The sequence below is a fragment of the Azospirillum oleiclasticum genome (assembly GCF_013423485.1).
Classification (GTDB): domain Bacteria; phylum Pseudomonadota; class Alphaproteobacteria; order Azospirillales; family Azospirillaceae; genus Azospirillum; species Azospirillum oleiclasticum.
The window spans coordinates 77,994-95,436 of sequence record NZ_JABFFR010000030.1 but is presented as its reverse complement, the minus strand read 5'-3'; the positions used below and the strand labels follow the sequence as shown (position 1 = coordinate 95,436).

At 69.8% G+C, this 17,443-nt stretch carries 15 protein-coding genes; 13 read left to right on the top strand and 2 right to left on the bottom strand.

Going from position 1 to position 17,443, the window contains the following annotated elements:
• The first annotated feature begins 13 nt into the window (after positions 1-13).
• Positions 14-445: a DUF5990 family protein gene (locus HL658_RS26520; RefSeq protein WP_180284769.1), complete on the top strand. Its 432-nt coding sequence runs from the start codon at positions 14-16 to the stop codon at positions 443-445.
• 18 nt (positions 446-463) lie between these two features.
• Here the strand turns inward: HL658_RS26520 and HL658_RS26515 are convergent, their stop codons facing one another.
• Entirely contained in the window at positions 464-1,525 is a 1,062-nt protein-coding gene (locus HL658_RS26515) for a LacI family DNA-binding transcriptional regulator (RefSeq protein WP_180284768.1), read from the bottom strand.
• A gap of 150 nt (positions 1,526-1,675) precedes the next feature.
• Between HL658_RS26515 and HL658_RS26510 the strand changes: the two genes are divergently transcribed.
• The 5 genes from HL658_RS26510 to HL658_RS26490 are packed head-to-tail and all read left to right on the top strand — an operon-like array spanning position 1,676 to position 8,761.
• Entirely contained in the window at positions 1,676-3,517 is a 1,842-nt protein-coding gene (locus HL658_RS26510) for a glycoside hydrolase family 2 protein (RefSeq protein ID WP_180284767.1), read from the top strand.
• Complete coding sequence (locus HL658_RS26505; protein WP_180284766.1) at positions 3,517-4,500, top strand: TRAP transporter substrate-binding protein; 984 nt, start codon at positions 3,517-3,519, stop codon at positions 4,498-4,500. The genes HL658_RS26510 and HL658_RS26505 overlap by 1 nt, the downstream gene beginning before the upstream one ends.
• 13 nt (positions 4,501-4,513) lie before the next feature.
• Positions 4,514-5,017 carry a TRAP transporter small permease gene (locus HL658_RS26500; protein WP_180284765.1) on the top strand — a complete coding sequence of 168 codons (504 nt, stop codon included), beginning with the start codon at positions 4,514-4,516 and terminating at the stop codon, positions 5,015-5,017.
• Positions 5,018-5,070: 53 nt separating this feature from the next.
• On the top strand, positions 5,071-6,378 hold the full coding sequence (locus tag HL658_RS26495) for a TRAP transporter large permease (RefSeq protein ID WP_343055349.1): 1,308 nt from the start codon (positions 5,071-5,073) through the stop codon (positions 6,376-6,378).
• A 28-nt stretch (positions 6,379-6,406) separates the two neighbouring features.
• Entirely contained in the window at positions 6,407-8,761 is a 2,355-nt protein-coding gene (locus HL658_RS26490) for a glycoside hydrolase family 31 protein (protein WP_180284764.1), read from the top strand.
• A 37-nt stretch (positions 8,762-8,798) separates the two neighbouring features.
• On the opposite strand, the gene HL658_RS26485 is transcribed toward HL658_RS26490, so the two are convergent.
• Positions 8,799-9,491, bottom strand: coding sequence for a GntR family transcriptional regulator (locus tag HL658_RS26485; RefSeq protein WP_180284763.1), 693 nt, complete (start codon positions 9,489-9,491; stop codon positions 8,799-8,801).
• Between the two features lie 206 nt (positions 9,492-9,697).
• Between HL658_RS26485 and HL658_RS26480 the strand changes: the two genes are divergently transcribed.
• The 7 genes from HL658_RS26480 to HL658_RS26450 all read left to right on the top strand — a co-directional run bounded on the left by HL658_RS26480 (position 9,698) and on the right by HL658_RS26450 (position 17,302).
• On the top strand, positions 9,698-10,708 hold the full coding sequence (locus HL658_RS26480; RefSeq protein ID WP_180284762.1) for an ABC transporter substrate-binding protein: 1,011 nt from the start codon (positions 9,698-9,700) through the stop codon (positions 10,706-10,708).
• A gap of 1 nt (position 10,709) precedes the next feature.
• Positions 10,710-11,519: an ABC transporter ATP-binding protein gene (locus HL658_RS26475; RefSeq protein ID WP_180284761.1), complete on the top strand. Its 810-nt coding sequence runs from the start codon at positions 10,710-10,712 to the stop codon at positions 11,517-11,519.
• Between the two features lie 5 nt (positions 11,520-11,524).
• Positions 11,525-12,379 carry an ABC transporter permease gene (locus HL658_RS26470; protein ID WP_180284760.1) on the top strand — a complete coding sequence of 285 codons (855 nt, stop codon included), beginning with the start codon at positions 11,525-11,527 and terminating at the stop codon, positions 12,377-12,379.
• Between the two features lie 101 nt (positions 12,380-12,480).
• The gene (locus HL658_RS26465; RefSeq protein WP_180284759.1) at positions 12,481-13,740 is read left to right on the top strand and encodes a lactonase family protein; all 1,260 of its coding nucleotides are present in this window, start codon (positions 12,481-12,483) and stop codon (positions 13,738-13,740) included.
• A gap of 80 nt (positions 13,741-13,820) precedes the next feature.
• Positions 13,821-15,575: an L-arabinonate dehydratase gene (gene araD, locus HL658_RS26460; RefSeq protein WP_180284758.1), complete on the top strand. Its 1,755-nt coding sequence runs from the start codon at positions 13,821-13,823 to the stop codon at positions 15,573-15,575.
• Between the two features lie 10 nt (positions 15,576-15,585).
• Positions 15,586-16,299, top strand: coding sequence for a ribonuclease activity regulator RraA (locus HL658_RS26455; protein WP_180284757.1), 714 nt, complete (start codon positions 15,586-15,588; stop codon positions 16,297-16,299).
• Between the two features lie 82 nt (positions 16,300-16,381).
• A complete protein-coding gene (locus HL658_RS26450; RefSeq protein WP_180284756.1) occupies positions 16,382-17,302 on the top strand; it encodes a LysR substrate-binding domain-containing protein in 921 nt (306 codons plus the stop codon).
• Positions 17,303-17,443: the final 141 nt, after the last annotated feature.

Genomic DNA, 17,443 nt, shown 5'->3' with positions numbered 1-17,443 from the left:
GCGGTGAATCCGCATGGCACGGACCGATCAAAGCATCATCAACCTGCGGATCGTCATCGAGCAGCCGGTCGTCGGCGTGCTCCACAGCCTTCAGGCAAAGGATGATTCTCCGCTCGATCCGAAATCGTCGCGCGAGGGCGAGGCGCTGCCGTTCGATTTCCAGATCCGCGTGGGACCGGGGCCCAAATTCTCCGGCGATCAGGTGCGCCGGGAGGGCCCCGAGCGGAGGTTCGTCTACATCCGGATTGGTCAACTGGCGGGCGACCCATCCTCGCCCTGGTCCCGCCGGATGAAGATCGATATCCACGACATCGCGCCCGACCTGCTGGATCTTGCGGCCACGAACGGCGGGGTCATCGAAACGACGGTGAACGGCACCGGCAAGGACGGCACGCCCACCTGCGCCACGGTGCGGCCGACGGGGCGGCGCATCGTCGAACGCTGACGCCGGATGGCCGCCCTATTACCCCGGCAGGCGAGGACTGCGCATCGTGAGCTGGTGCGTCAGATACAGGGGCGGCGGGCGTTCGCCGCGCCAGAGCTGTTGCAACAACGCCACGATCGCCGGGCCGTAATGGTCGGAGGGCACGCGGACGCTGTTCAACCAGTCGGCGATCCAGGGGTTGATCGGGTTGTCGTCGAAACCGAAGAAGGCGACCTCGCCCGGCACCTCCAGCCCCGCCTCCCGCGCCCGGCGGTAGGCGCCGTAGGCCAGGAGATCGCTGAGGCAGACCACGACGCGCGGCGGAACCGGAAGTTCCAGCAGGCGGGCCATGCCCTGGTAGCCGATGACGATGTGGTCGAGGCCGGGGCCGCTCGCCCGCGGCAGGGATGCGGTGTCGATCCCCGCCGCCTGGAGGCGGTCGAACAGGCCGAGCAGCCGCCAGTGTCCCGCCGTGCGGTCCAATGAGGCGTGCAGCACGCCGATCCGCCGCACGCCGCGCTCCAGGATGCGTTCCGCGATTTCCGCCCCTGCCGCCACATTGTCGATGCCGACATAGGGGGATGTGGGGTCGCCGGGGTCCGGGCGGTTGACGAAGACCAGCGTGTCGCCATCCGCCCGCACCTCGTCCAGCGCCGGGCTGTCCACCGCGCCCACGAAGATCATGGCGCGGACGAGCTGGGCGCGCATCTCGCGGATGTACTCGTCCTGCACGTCGGCGCGCTCGTGCGTGTCGCACAGCGACATCACCAGCCCCTCCCCGCGCAGCGACCATTCGATGGAGGAGGCTATGGCCGCCATCGACGGGTTGGCGAGGTTGGCGGCGAGCACGCCCACGATCCGGCTTTCCTGCCGGCGCAGCGCCCGGCCGACACTTCCGGGGCGGTAGCCCAGATCCGCCACCGCGGCGCGCACCCGCTCCGCCGTCTCCGCCGACGCCTTGTTGGCGACGCCGTTGATGACGCGGGACGCGGTGGCGACCGACACACCCGCCCGCGCCGCCACCATGGCGAGCGACGCGCCGTTCCGGCGATCAACACCCGGTCTGGCGGCGGGTTGGCGGCGATCGGGTGGTTGGCGCATCGGATCCTCGGTTCGGAAAATCGTTGCACGGCGTCGCAGCCGGATCTATGGTCGCGCAAGAGGGTAATCGATTTCCCTTGGCAGAAACAGCGACGATCCAGGGCCGGAACGGCCGGATCATGCGATTTTCCCATCGGGAGGGGGACGGCCATGCCGGCCGCGGACGGCGATCACAGCGGGGTCGTGGACCCGTACGAGCATCTGCACGACGAGGCGTACGCCCGTCCCTTCGCGCTGGGCCGTGTCGGCGCGGACGGGCTGGTGACGACCGCCGGGCGTACACTGGTGTCGCTGGACGGCGACTGGCGCTTCTGCATCGACCCCCACGACGAGGGGCTGCGGCAGGCCTGGTACGCCGACGAGCCGCTGCCGGCCGCATCCTGGATCGCCCCGCGCGACTACGACGACGGCGCGTGGCAGACCGTGCCGGTCCCCTCCTGCTGGAACACGCAGAAGCCGGAATGGCGGCATTACGAGGGTGGGGCCTGGTACACGCGGCTGTTCGAACACCGGCCGGGACCGGTGGGCGAGCGGGTGATGCTGCATGTGGGGGCCGCCGCCTACGAGGCGAGGGTGTTCCTCAACGGGGCCTTCATCGGCGCGCACCGTGGCGCGTCGACGCCCTTCTGCCTGGAGCTGACCGAGCATCTGCGCGACGGCACCAACCGCCTGCAGATCCAGGTCGACAACGCCCGGCGCGCCGAGCGCGTGCCGATGCACCACACGGACTGGTTCAATTACGGCGGCCTCTACCGGTCGGTGTCGCTGCTTCGGCTGCCGCCGGTCTTCATCCGCGATTTCGGCGTCGGGCTGGTGCCGGGCAGCGGCTTCGGCCGCGTGTTCGTGGACATCGCCCTGTCGGCGCCGGTCTACGGGGAGGCGACGGTCGCCATCGACGGGCTGCTGCCGCCGCACCCCATCCCGGTGACCGGCGGGCGCGGGCGGATCGAGCTGGAGCTGGCCCCGGAGCTGTGGTCGCCCGACGCGCCGCGGCTCTACGACGTGACCCTGGGCTTCGGCGCCGACACGGTCGCCGACCGCATCGGCTTCCGCGAGATCCGGGTGGAGGGGGAGCGCATCCTGCTCAACGGCCGCGATGTCGTCCTGCGCGGCGTCTCGGTGCACGAGGATGACCTGCACAGCGGCAAGACCAGCGGCGAGGCGGACATCCGCCGCCGCTACGCCGACGCCAAGGAGCTGGGCTGCAACTTCCTGCGCCTCGCCCACTACCCGCATGATGCGCGGGCCGCGGCGATCGCCGACGAGGTCGGGCTGATGCTGTGGGCGGAGATCCCGGTCTATTGGGCCATCGACTTCACCGGCCCCGACAGCTACGACGATGCCGCCAACCAGCTTGCCGAGCTGATCACCCGCGACCGCAACCGCGCCAGCGTGATCCTCTGGGGTGTGGGCAACGAGAACGCCGACACCGACGCGCGGCTATCCTTCATGGGGCGGCTCGCCGGGCTGGCGCGCGCGCTGGACCCGACGCGGCTGGTGACAGCCGCCTGCCTGATCGACCGCCAACGCTTCGCCATCGCCGACCGGCTGGCCGACAGCCTCGACGTCATCGGGCTGAACGAGTATTTCGGCTGGTACGAGCCGTCCTTCGACGGGCTGCGCCGGCTGCTCGCCAATTCGGCGCCGGGCAAGCCGGTGATCATCAGCGAGTTCGGGGCCGACGCGGTGGCGGGCCTGCGCGGCGGCGCGCGGGAGCTGTTCACCGAGGACTGCCAGGAGGCGGTCTACCGCGAGCAGCTCGCCATCCTCGCCACCGCCCCCTATGTGCGCGGGCTGACGCCCTGGATCCTCTATGATTTCCGCACCGAGCGGCGGCAGACCGCCTTCCAGCGGGGCTGGAACCGCAAGGGCCTGATCGCCGAGGACAAGACCACCCGCAAGCGCGCCTTCGCCGTGCTGGCCGACCATTACAGCGCCCTGGCCGCCGCCGAAACCCGATCCACCCAACCACAAGAACCGGAGGAACCCTGATGTTCGCGTTGAACCGCCGTCACGCCATCGCCGCCGCCACCGTAGCTCTCGGCGTGGCGCTCGCCGGCCCGGCCGCTGCCAAGACCACGCTGCGCCTGGGCCACGGGCTGGCCAAGGGCCACCCGGTCGACGTGTCCATGGAGGAGTTCGCCAAGCTGGTGCGCGAGCGCAGCAACGGCGACATCGAGGTGAAGGTGTTCCCCGCCGGCCAGCTCGGCCAGCAGCGGGAACTGATCGAGCAGATGCAGAACGGCGCCATCGACCTCGTGCACGCCAACGCCTCGCCGCTCGGCGCCTTCGAGGCCAGCTACGGCGTCTACGACCTGCCCTTCCTGTTCCGCGACGCCGATCACTTCTTCAAGGTGGTCGACGGCGAGGTCGGCGAGGCGGTCCTGCAATCCAGCCGCCCCAAGGCCTTTGTCGGCCTCGCCTATTACGACAATGGCACGCGCAGCTTCTACACCCGGAAGCCGGTGCCCACCCCCGCCGACCTGAAGGGCATGAAGATCCGCGTGCAGCCCGGCCCGGTGGCGACCCGCATGGTCAACCTGCTGGGTGCCACCGCCACCCCGCTCGCCTGGGGCGAGGTGTACACGGCGCTGCAGTCCGGCGTGATCGACGGGGCGGAGAACAACGTCACCGCCCTGACGCTCGCCCGCCACGGCGAGGTGATGAAGTTCTACACCCGCAACGAGCACACCCGCGTGCCCGACGTGCTGCTGATCGCGACATCCACACTGGACCGGCTGAAGCCCGAACAGCAGGCGCTGATCCGTCAGGCCGCCAAGGACAGCGGCAAGGGCCACAACACCCGCTGGAAGGCTGAGCTGGACAAGGCCGAGGGCGAGGCGGTGAAGCTGGGCGTCACCTTCGTGGACGCCGACAAGGCCGCCTACCGCCAGGCCGTGCAGCCGATGTACGACGACCTGAAGGCGACCCCGGCGGTGGCGGCGCTGGCCGACCGCATCCAGTCCGTGAAGTAAGGAGGGGCGCGTCATGCTGGCGACCATCCATCGCGCGCTCGACACGCTCGTGCTCGCCGTCACCATGCCGCTGACGCTGGTCATGCTGGGCTGCGTGGTGTGGCAGGTGGTCGCCCGCTACGCGCTCGGCGTCTCCACCTCCGCCACCGACGAGATCGCCCGCTTCACCTTCATCTGGGTCAGCCTCCTGGGGGCGACCTATGTGCTGGGCAAACGCGGGCACATCGCCATCAGCGGGCTGGTGGACATGCTGCCGGCCCGGCCGCGCGGCGGGGTGGAGATCGCCATCGCCCTGCTGGTCGTCGCCTTCGCGGTGGCGGTGCTGGGGATGGGCGGCTGGCTGCTGGTCAACAAGGCGCTCACCCTTGGGCAGGTCACCCCCGCCCTCCAGGTCCCGATGTGGACGGTCTATTCGGTGATCCCGGTGTCCGGGGTGCTGACGCTGGTCTACGCCGTGATCGCCACGCTGGAGGCGCTGCGCGGCCAGCCGGAGCGCGGCACCGTCTCGCTCGACTGACGCCCGGCACGCACCGCCGTTCCCCCTTTCCCTTCCGCCGCGGAGCCGATCCCGTGGATCTCCTCTCCTCCCCCGCCCTGATCCTGAGCGTCGCCTTCTGCGGCCTGCTGGCGTTCGGCGTTCCCATTTCCTACGCCACCGGGCTCGCCTCCATCGCGACGCTGCTGACCATCATGCCGCCGCTGCCGGCCCTGTCGGTGACGGCGCAGCGCATCGCGACGGGGTTGGACAGCTTCGCGCTGCTCGCCATTCCCTTCTTCTTCATGGCCGGCTCGATCATGAACCGCGGCGGCATCGCGCGGCGGCTGATCGACTGCGCCAAGGTGTTCGTCGGCTGGTTGCCGGGGCCGCTGGCGCAGATCACGGTGCTCGCCAACATGATGTTCGGCTGCGTGTCGGGCTCCGCCGTGGCGGCAGCCTCGGCCATCGGCGGCACCATGCAGCCCTCCATGGACAAGGCCGGCTACGACCGCAGCTACAGCGCGGCGGTCAACATCTCCTCCTGCATCACCGGGCTGCTGATCCCGCCGTCCGGCGCCTTCATCGTCTATTCGCTGGTGTCGGGCGGCACCTCCATCGCCGCCCTGTTCCTGGCCGGCTACCTGCCCGGCATCCTGCTGGGGATCGCGGTGATGATCCCGGCGATGCTGATGGCGAGGAAGCGCGGCTACAGCCGCCTGCCGCCGCTGTCCCTGTCGGATTCCGCGCGCGCCGTGGTGTCCGCGGTGCCCAGCCTGGGGCTGATCGTGGTGGTGATCGGCGGCATCGTCGGCGGCGTCTTCACCGCGACCGAGGGCTCGGCCATCGCCGTGGTCTACGCGCTGGTGCTGGCGCTGGTCTACCGCGAGCTCAGCGTGCGCGACCTGCACCAGATTCTGCTCGACACCATCGAGGCGACGGCCGTGGTGGCGCTGATGGTCGGCACCTCCATGGCGATGGCCTATGTGATGTCGCTGGCGGAGATCCCGCAGATCATCGGCGACTGGGTGCAGTCGGTGTCGGACAACGCGGTGGTGGCGCTGCTGCTGGTCAACATCGTGCTGCTGCTGATGGGGACCTTCCTCGACATCACGCCGGGCATCCTGATCTTCACCCCGATCTTCCTGCCGGTGCTGGTGGAGCTGGGCGTCGACCCCGTGCATTTCGGGGTGATCCTGGTGTTCAACCTGTGCCTCGGCATCGTCTCGCCGCCGACCGGCAGCGCGCTCTTCATCGGCTGCGCCATCGCGCGGGTGTCCATCGAGCAGGTCACGCGCCCGCTGATCCCGCTCTTCGCGTGGAGCACGGCGGCGCTGCTGGTCGTCACCTATGTGCCGGGCCTGTCGCTGTGGCTGCCGCGGCTGTTCGGCCTGATCCAATAGCTTCCAACACTTCAGGAGTGCACGCGCCATGCGTCCGCTGACCGGGGCCCGTCTCCTCACCGACGGGCCCGAGGGGATCGTCCTCGCCCTCGACCACGGCTACCGCCTGACCCTGTTTCCGCTGGGGCCGGCGCTGGCGCGCGTCCTCATCGAACGGCCCGAGGGTCTGCGCTCGCCGCGCACCTGGTCGCTGTCGCCCGAGCTGTCGGGCCAGAGCGATCCGGCGTTGGCCGACCCCATCGATGGCCGCGACCGCCGCGACCTGACCGGCTTCGCCCCCGTCGACGCCGCGGTGGCGGAGGACGAGGCCGCCGTGACCGTCACCACGGAGCGCTGGCGGGTCACCGTCCGCCGCGCGCCGCTGGCCCTGACGTGGGAGGAGCGGGACGGCGACGGCTGGCGCACGGTGCTGGCCGACCGGCCGACCCAGCCCTACCTGTTCGACGGCCGCTCGCCGCGCTTCGCCCACCACCTCGTGGCGCACGCGGGCGAGCGCTACCACGGCTTCGGCGACAAGAGCGGCGGCACGGACAAGCGCGGCCGGCGCCTCGCCATGGGAACCACCGACGCGCTGGGCTACGACGCGGAGACCAGCGACCCGCTCTACAAGCACATCCCCTTCTGCCTGTCGGTTCGCCCCGATCGTGGTGGCTCGGCGGTCGGGCTGTTCCACGACAATTTGTCGCGCGGGGTCTGGGACCTGGGCCAGACCATCGACGCCTACCACGGCGATTTCATCCGTTTCGAGGCGACCGACGGCGACCTCGACTACTACGTGGTGTTCGGGCCGAGCGTCGCCGAGGTGGTGGCGGGCTTCACGGCGCTGACCGGCCGCACCTCCTTCCGGCCGCGCTGGGCGCTCAGCTACTCCGGCTCCACCATGCAGTACACCGACGCGCCGGACGCCGACCGCCGGCTGCTGGGCTTCCTGGACGAGCTGGAGCGGCACGTCCTGCCCTGCGGGTCCTTCCAGATGTCGTCGGGCTACACGATGATCGGCGACAAGCGCTACGTCTTCCACTGGAACCGTGACAAGTTCCCCGATCCGGACGCGGTGGCAAAGCGCTTCGTCGATGCCGGCGTGCAGCTCGTCGCCAACATCAAGCCGGCGCTGCTGGACGACCACCCGAAATTCGGCGAGGTGCTGGCCTTCGGCGGCTTCGTGCGCGACGGCGACGATCCGACGCGTCCGCATGTCACCCAGTTCTGGGGTGGGGATGGCGCCTATCTCGACTTCACCAACCCGGCAACCAGCCGCTGGTGGAGCGAGAACGTGACGCGCGAGTTGCTGGAGCGGGGCATCGGCTCCACCTGGAACGACAACAACGAGTACGAGATCTGGGACGACGCGGCGCCTTGCGACGTGGCGGGGCGCGGCGGCACCATGGCGACGCTGCGGCCAGTGCAGACGCACCTGATGATCCGCGCGTCTTATCTGGCCCAGATCGCGCACGCGCCGGAGCGGCGGCCCTACCTGATCTCGCGCTCCGGGGGGCCTGGGCTGCAACGCTATGTGCAGACCTGGTCGGGCGACAACCGGACGGACTGGAAGACGCTGCGCTGGAACCTGCGCATGGGGCACGGCTTCAGCCTGACCGGCCTGTTCGACTTCGGCCACGACGTCGGTGGCTTCGCCGGCCCGCGGCCGGAGCCGGAGCTGCTGCTGCGTTGGATCGAGCAGGCGGTGTGGTGGCCGCGCTTCACCATCCATTCCTGGAACGACGACGGCAGCGTCACCGAGCCCTGGACCTTCCCCGAGATCCTGCCGCAGGTGCGGGCCGCCTTCCAGCTCCGGGAACGGCTGGTGCCGCTGTTCTACACGCTGCTGTGGCGCGCCCACCGCGAGCACACGCCGGTGCTGCGCCCGCTGTTCTTCGACTTCCCCGACCAGCCGGAGGCGTACGGCGAGGAGGACAGCGTGATGGTCGGCGACCGGATCCTGGTCGCCCCGGTGCTCGATCCGGGTGTGGAGGAGCGTGCGCTGTGGCTGCCCGCGGTGCCCGGCGGCTGGTACGATCTGCGCGACGGGAAGCGGTACGAGGGGGGTGTGCGTGTCACTGTGGCCGCACCTTTGGGCGTGGCCCCCGCCTTCGTGCGCGCTGGCACGCTGCTGCCGCTGGGGCCGTCCCCGTCCTGGGGCGAGGGGCCGTTGACCGTGCGCGTCTTCCCCGGCCCGGATGGTTTCGCCACGCTGACCCTGTTCGACGACGACGGGGTGAGCGTCTGCCGCGACGATAACGGGTGCGTCCTGACCATCACCGGCGACGATCCCGCCGCCCTGACGGTCGCGCGCAGTGGCGGCCGGGCGCCGCGCTGGACCAGCCTCGTCATCGAGGACGCCGCGGGTCGCCGCATCGGCGAACGGCCGCTGGATCGCGGCTGAGGCTTCCATGGGCGCCGGTTCCGCAGGACGGAGCCGGCTACCCTCCGAAATACTCCGGGTGCGTTTCCCGCAGCCGGCCGATGAACTCCAGCGAGCGGGAGAGGTGCGCGCGGAGTTCGCGGGCCGCCGCCGCCGGGTCGCCGGCCTCGATGGCGTCGACGATGGCGCTGTGCTCCGACAGGATCTCCACCGTCTTGCCGGCCACCGGCAGGTGAAGGCGGCGCAGGCGATCAATATGGCCGCCCTGGCGCTGCACGAGGTGCCAGAGGTCGCCGACGCCGGCGGCCTCGTACATGGAGCGGTGGAACTCGCGGTCCGTCCGCGTGAACTCCTCATACTCGCCGACATCGGCGAAGGCGCGCTGCTGGCGGATCAGGCCGCGCAGACGGTCGACCGCGGCGGCGTCCGGCCGCTGCGCCAGCGTCTGCACCACCTCCGTCTCCACCGAACGGCGCAGGAACTGGCCCCGGCGGGCGTGCTCCAGGTCGATGGGGCTGACCACCGTGGCGTGCTGCGGGAAGACATGGACCAGCCCCTCCTCCTCCAGACGCATCAGGGCGTCGCGGATCGGCGTCGAACTGAGGCCGAAGCGGTCCTGCAACTCCAGCCGCGACAGCGTCGAGCCGGGCGCCAGCCGCAGTGAAATGATCTCCTCGCGCAGGATGTCGAACACCTGCACCGCGCCGATGCGCCCGCTGCCGGCCCGCCGCCCGGTCGTCATCGCGTCCATACCCCGTCCTTTCCGCCGACCCGATAGCCGACCGACCGCAGTGTAACCCATCGAACCAGCTTGACGCACTAATGCATTAGTGCTTTAGTGCGCGAACCGAACAATCCAAGCAACCGACCGTGCGTCAGCCCGCGTACCGACGCGCCGGTGATCGCTCCAAGAACAACAAGCGCCCGCGCGGGCGCCGTCCTACAGGAGGAAACCCTATGATCCATCGCAGGTCCGTCCTTGCCGGTGCGGCCGTTCTGGCCGCCCTGTCGGCAGCCCCGGCGGCGGCGCAGACGAAGACCGAGATCTCGCTCAGCCGGCAGCTCGGGATCCTCTATCTGCCCACCCATGTGATCGAGAAGCGCAAGCTGATCGAATCGGAGGCGCAGAAGCTGGGGCTGTCCGGCGTCACCACGAGCTGGGTGTCCTTCAGCAGCAGCAGCGCGCAGCAGGACGCGCTGATCTCCGGCAACGTCGACATCATCAACACCGGCACCGGGCCGCTGTTGCTGATGTGGGACCGCACCCGCGGCGCGGTGAAGGGGATCGTCGCCAGCTCCGCCCAGCCCAACCTGCTGGTCAGCCGCGACCCCCGCATCAAGACGCTGGCCGATTTCCAGCCCGGCGACAAGATCGCGGTGCCGACGGTCAAGGTGTCGACCCAGGCGATCCTGCTCCAGATGGCGGCCGCCAAGATGTTCGGCCCCGACAAGTGGAACCATTTCGACACGCTGACGGTGCAGATGGGGCACGCCGACGCGCTGGTCGCGATGCGCAACGCCGGGCACGAGATCAAGAACCATTTCGGCGCCCCGCCCTTCCAGCATTACGCGCTGAAGGACGTGCCGGGCGCCCATGTGGTGACGACCTCGGCCGAGATCATCGGCGGCCCACTGTCGCAGGGCCAGTTCTTCACCACCACCAAGTTCGCCGACGCCAACCCCAAGATCATCCAGGCCGTGCGCAACGCCGCCGCCGAGGCCAAGGCCTTCATCGAGAACAACCCGAAGGAGGCGGTCGCCATCTACAAGGAGGTGACCAGCGACAAGACGCCGGCGGAGGATCTGCTGGCCCTGCTCGCCCAGCCCGGCATGTCCGAATGGAGCCTACAGCCGCAGGGCACCATGAAGTTCGCCGCCCACCTGCACATGACCGGTGCGCTGAAGACCATGCCGGCCTCGTGGAAGGACTATTACCTGCCGGTGGCCCATGACCTGGCCGGCAACTAGGATGGCCGCGGTCCAAGCCTTCTCCCCCGCCGCGGCGGGGGAGGCCGCCCCGGTGCTGCTCGACGTCGATGGGGTCACGCTGCGCTACAAGACGCCGGGAGCCGTCGTCACGGCGACCGAGCGGGTGAGCTTCCAGGTCGGCGTGTCCGACCGCTTCGTGTTGCTTGGTCCGTCCGGCTGCGGCAAGTCCACCCTGCTGAAGGCGGTCGGCGGCTACATGCGGCCGAGCGAGGGGCGCATCACCATCAAGGGCCGCACGGTCACGGAACCGGGGCCCGACCGCATGATGGTGTTCCAGGAGTTCGACCAGCTCCTGCCCTGGAAGACGGTGCTGGAAAACGTGATGTTCCCCCTGCTCGACGCGCGGCGGCTCGGTCACCGCGAGGCGGAGGAGAAGGCGCGCCACTACATCGAGAAGGTGCATCTGACGCGGGCGGTCGACAGCTACCCGCACACGCTGTCGGGCGGCATGAAGCAGCGGGTGGCGATCGCCCGCGGCATGGCGATGGAGCCGGACATCCTGCTGATGGACGAGCCCTTCGCGGCACTCGACGCGCTGACCCGCCGCACCTGCCAGGACGAGCTGCTGCAGCTTTGGGAGGAAACGCGCTTCACCGTGATGTTCGTCACCCACTCCATCGCCGAGGCGATCAAGATCGGCAACCGCATCCTGCTGCTGTCGCCGCACCCCGGCCGCGTCAAGGCGGAGGTGGAAGGGGTCGACACGGTGTCGCCGACCGACGGCAGCGCCGGCCGGCTTGAGAAGGAGATTCACGACATGCTGTTCTCCGACACCGGGCACGGGGCCTGACGCCGATGGCCACCGCACGCATCCTGATGCGATCCGCCGCCGGCCCGGCCAGCGGCGAGGTCGAACGCGCCCGCGGCCTGCTGGAACGGGCCTGGGACAACGGCTTCGTCCGCAAGACGCTGCTGGTCGTGGTTCTCGCCCTGATCTGGGAGACCTATGGCCGGCTGCTCGACAACCCCCTGCTGTTCCCCAGCTTCACCGAGACCCTGGCGGCGCTCGCCGACCGGGTGGCCGACGGCAGCCTGCCGGCGCGGGCCTGGACCTCGATCAAGGTGCTGCTGATGGGCTACGCGGCCGGGGTGGTGCTGGCCGGGCTGCTGACGGTGCTGGCGATCGGCACCCGGCTGGGGTCCGATTTCCTGGAGACGATGACGGCGATGCTGAGCCCGCTGCCGGCCATCGCGCTGCTGCCGCTGGCGCTGATCTGGTTCGGGCTGGGCAACGGCAGCCTGGTCTTCATCCTCATCCATTCCGTGCTGTGGCCGGTGGCGCTCAACACCCATTCCGGCTTCCGCGCGGTGTCGCAGACGCTGCGCATGGTCGGGCGCAATTACGGTCTGAAGGGCTTCGCCTACATCCGCAAGATCCTGATCCCGGCGGCCTTCGCCTCGATCCTGACCGGGCTGAAGATCGGCTGGGCCTTCGCCTGGCGCACGCTGGTGGCGGCGGAGCTGGTGTTCGGCGTGGCGTCGGGACAGGGCGGGCTCGGCTGGTTTATCTTCGAGAACCGCAACCTGCTGGAAATCCCGGCGGTCTTCGCCGGGCTGCTCACCGTGATCACCATCGGTCTGGTGGTGGAGAACCTGATCTTCCGCACCATCGAACGGCGGACGGTGCTGCGCTGGGGCACCCAGACCTGACGCGGCCCGCGGCGGGCGGAAACGCCACCGCAAGACATCCCCACGCGAAAAATCAACACCGCCGGCTATTGCAAGGCCCGCGGCACGGGAGGAACCATGCCATGCTCGATCGTCGTCGGTTCACGCAGTCCCTGGTGGTTGGAATGTCGCTTCCCGTCCTGTCGGCCGCGCCGTGGCGCCTGGCATCCGCCGCGCCCGCGGGCCGGACGGCCCTCTACGTCGCCGTCGGGCCGGATCTGACGCTGTACGACACCGGCGGGGACGGGACCGCCGCGGTCGCCCGCGGCACCGTCACGGTGCCGGCGCCGATCCAGTATGTCTGGAAACACCCGTCCAAGCCCTTCGTCTTCGTGGCGTCGAGCAACCGCTTCTCGTCGACCACCAACGACAAGCACCACGTCACCACCTTCCGCCAGGACCCCGCGACCGGCGCCCTGACCGCCAGCGGCGAGCCGGCGTCGCTCAAGGCGCGGCCGATCAACATCACGGTGGACGCCACCGGCCGGTTCTTGCTGATCGCCTACAACGACCCCAGCCACCTCGGCGTCCATGCAATCGCTGAGAACGGCGCGGTGGGCGCGGAGATCGTGCAGGACGGGCGGGTCGATGCCGGGATCTACGCCCATCAGGTGCGGGTGCTGCCGTCGAACCGCGCGGCCGTCGTGATCGCGCGCGGCAACGACCCGGCGTCCGGGAAGCCCGAGGATCCCGGCGCCATCAAGCTGTTCACCCTGACCGAGGGCCGGCTGACGGCGGCGCAGACGGTGGCGCCGGGGAGCGGCTACGGCTTCGGCCCCCGCCACGTCGATTTCCACCCCAGCCAGCCCTGGATGTACGCGGCCATCGAGCGCCAGAACACGCTCCAGATGTACCGGATCGACAACGACCGGCTGTCGGACGCCCCGGTCTTCACCAAGACCACGCTCGCCGATCCGGCCAGCACGCTGCCGTCGCAGGCGGCCGGCGCCATCCATCTGCATCCCGGCGGCGGCTTCCTCTACCTCTCCAACCGCGCCGACCGGCGGGTCGATGTGGACGGGCAGAAGGTCTTCGCCGGCGGCGAGAACAGCATCGCCGTGTTCGCGCTCGACCCGGCGACGGGCGAGCCGACGCTGGTCCAGTCCGCCCCGACGCGCAGCTTCCACGTCCGCACCTTCACCGTCGATCCGGCCGGCAAGACCCTGGTCGCCGCCAGCGTCGCACCCATGGCGGTGAAGGACGGCGGCAGCGTGACCAATGTCCCGGCGACGCTGTCGATGTTCCGCATCGGCGACGACGGCAAGCTGACGCTCGCCGCCACCCACGCGGTCGATACCGCCAAGGGGCCGATGTTCTGGTGCGGCTTCCTTCCGCTCGGCTGAGCGTTCAACCCAGCGCGGGGCCGCCGGCGGAAACGGCCCCGCTTCTCCCGCCACCACCCCCCTTCCGCGAGGCCCGTTCGATGCCCTCACACGACACACCGCCGCGCCGCAAGACGGCGGACGAGCTGCGCAGCGCCCGCTGGTTCGCCCCCGACGACTTCCGGTCCTTCGGGCACCGGTCGCGGATGAACCAGATGGGCTATGCGGCCGCGGATTACGCCGGCAAGCCGGTGATCGCGATCATCAACACCTGGTCCGACCTGAACCAGTGCCACGCCCATTTCAAGCAGCGGGTGGAGGACGTGAAGCGCGGCGTGCTCCAGGCCGGCGGCTTCCCGGTGGAGCTGCCCGCCCTCTCGCTGTCGGAGAGCAAGGTCAAGCCGACCACCATGCTCTACCGCAATTTCCTGGCGATGGAGACGGAGGAGCTGATCCGTTCCCATCCCGTGGACGGCGTGGTGCTGATGGGCGGCTGCGACAAGACCACGCCGGCCCTTCTTCTGGGCGCCACCAGCGCCGGGGTTCCGGCCATTTACGTCCCGGCCGGGCCGATGCTGCGCGGCAACTGGCACGGGCGGGTGCTGGGCTCCGGGTCGGACGCGTTCAAATACTGGGACGAGCGGCGGGCCGGCGCCATCTCCGACAAGGACTGGAACGAGATGGAGGTGGGCATCGCCCGCTCCTACGGCGTGTGCATGACCATGGGCACCGCCGCGACCATGACCGCCCTGGCCGAGGCGATCGGCATGACGCTGCCTGGCGCCTCCTCCATCCCGGCCGCGGATTCCAACCACATCCGCATGTGCGCCGCCGCCGGCCGCCGCGCGGTCGACATGGTGTGGGAGGATCTGACGCCGTCGCGCATCCAGACGGAGGGCGCCTTCCGCAACGCCATCACCGTCGCCATGGCGATGGGCTGCTCGACGAACGCGGTGATCCATCTGCTGGCGATGGCGCGACGGGCGGCGCACGCGATCGGGCTCGACGACTTCGACCGCGCCAGCCGGACCGTGCCGGTGATCGCCAACATCCGCCCCAGCGGCGACCGCTACCTGATGGAGGATTTCTACTATGCCGGCGGGCTGCCGGGGCTGATGCTGCGGCTGAAGCCCTTCCTCGACCTCGACCAGCTCACCGTGACCGGCCGCCCATGGTCGGAGGAGCTGGCCGAGGCCGAGGTCTACAACGACGATGTCATCCGCCCGCTCGACAACCCCATCTACGCGGAGGGGGCGCTGGCGGTGCTGCGCGGCAATCTGGCGCCCGACGGCTGCGTCATGAAGCCCTCGGCCGCGGCCCCCCACCTGCTCCGCCACACCGGCCCGGCGCTGGTGTTCGACAATTACCCCGATCTCAAGGCGACCATCGACCGCGACGATCTGGATGTGACGCCGGAGCATGTGCTGGTGCTGCGCAACGCCGGCCCGCTCGGCGGTCCCGGCATGCCGGAATGGGGCATGCTGCCGATCCCGAAGAAGCTGGTGCGCCAGGGCGTGCGGGATATGGTGCGCATCTCCGATGCGCGGATGAGCGGCACCAGCTACGGCGCCTGCATCCTGCACGTCTCCCCGGAATCCTACGTCGGCGGCCCGCTGGCCCTGGTGCGCACCGGCGACCTCATCAGCGTCGATGTGCCGTCGCGCAGCATCTCCCTGGAGGTGGACGAGGCGGAGCTGGAGCGCCGGCGTGCGGCGCTGGTGCCGCCGGCCCCGCGCTACGGCCGCGGCTATGGCTGGATGTTCTCCCGCCACATCGCGCAGGCCGACAAGGGCTGCGACTTCGATTTCCTGCAAACCGACTTCGGCCCGCCCGTGGGCGAGCCGGACATCTTCTGAGGATCACCCGATGCTGTCCGACACCACCCGCGACCGTCTGATGACGGTCAGCACCGCCACCCTGTGCACCGCCCTGTTCAAGCGCGGCCTGCGCAACCAGTTCATCCAGGACGTCCACCCGGTGGCGCCGAAGGGCCGCAACATGGTGGGCCCCGCCTACACCCTGCGCTACATCCCCGCGCGCGAGGATCTGAACCCCATCGGCGTCTTCCAGGACCGCAGCCACCCCCAGCGCAAGGCGGTGGAGGAATGCCCGGCCGGCGCCGTGCTGGTCATCGACAGCCGCAAGGATCCGCGCGCCGCCTCGGCCGGGTCGATCCTGGCCGCGAGGCTGATGGTGCGCGGGGCCGCCGGCATGGTGACCGACGGCGGCTTCCGCGATAGCCCCGACATCGGGGCGCTCGACTTTCCGACCTACCACAGCCGCCCCTCCGCCCCCACCAACCTGACCCGGCATCAGGCCGTCGACATCAACCTGCCCGTCGGCTGCGGCGACGTGGCGGTGTGGCCGGGCGACATCGTGGTCGGCGACGCGGAGGGTGTGGTCGTCATCCCCGCCCATCTCGCCGACGAGATCGCCGAGGAGGCGATTGACATGACCGCGTTCGAGGATTTCGTCACCGAGAAGGTGCTGGAGGGCGAGAGCATCCTCGGCCTCTACCCGCCCACCGACGAGCGCTGGCGCATGGAGTTCGCGGACTGGCGGGTGTCCAGGAACCGGTGAGGCGCCGGCCGGCGGGCCCTTGATCGGATCGCCGTCGTCGCTGGACCTTGCCGTGCTATGGATGGAGCCCGGAGGTCCAGCGATGATTCCGTTTCGAGCGATCAGCATGTTCCACGCCGTGGCGCGCGCCGGCAGCATCGTCGGCGCGGCGCAGGAGCAGGGCGTCACGCCCTCGGCGATCAGCCAGCAGATCCACTCGCTGGAGGCCTATCTCGGCACCGCTCTGGTCATCAAGGACGGCCGCACCATCAAGCTGACGGAGGCGGGTGAGCGCTATTTCGAACTGATCGTCGGCAGCGTCGAACGGATCGTCGAGGCGACCCACGCGCTGCGCGGCTTCCGCGTCGTCGCGGCGCTGACCGTCCGCGCCGCCCCCAGCCTCGCCGCCAAGTGGCTGATGCCGCGACTGGCCGGCTTCATCGAGGCGCACCCGCAGTTCGAGGTACGCATCGACGGCACCAACGAGCCGACCAACTTCGACCGCGAGGGCGTCGACATCGAGATCCGCCACGGCGAGGGCCAGTGGCCCGGCCTCTACGTCGAGCCGCTGGTCGAGGAGCATTTCCTGCCGGTCTGCGCCCCCGCCTACGCCACCGCTGGCAGCCTCGCCCCGCAGGACCTTCCCGACCGGCGGCTGATCCACTCCGTGAAGTCGCAGATCCAATGGAAGCACTGGTTCGCCCGCGCCGGGGTCGCCACCGACCGGCGCTGGAGCCGGGTGCTGTTCGACCGCTCCCACATGGTCATCGACGGGGCGGTCGCCGGCTTCGGCATCGCGCTGGAAAGCGAGCTGCTGGCCTGGGAGGAGCTGCGCGACGGGCGTCTGGTCTGCCCGGTGGCGGCCCCGCCCGACATCACCGCCGTCACCCAATGGATCGTCTGCCCGCACGAACGGCTGCGGCTGGGCAAGGTGCGGGCCTTCATCGATTGGGTGCGGCTGGAGCGCGACGCCTGGGCGCGGAACGCCGCAGCGCTCCGATCGTCCTATGGGCTGATTGTTTAGCTATCCTAACGTTTTGAGCGCGACAGCTAAATTGTACGACAACACCGCTCGCATCTAGACTCCGCGATCAGGTGGTCCGGCGCGACCAAGCAGACGCAGCCACCACCAAAGCAATCGCGAGGATGTGACGTGAATCTCTCG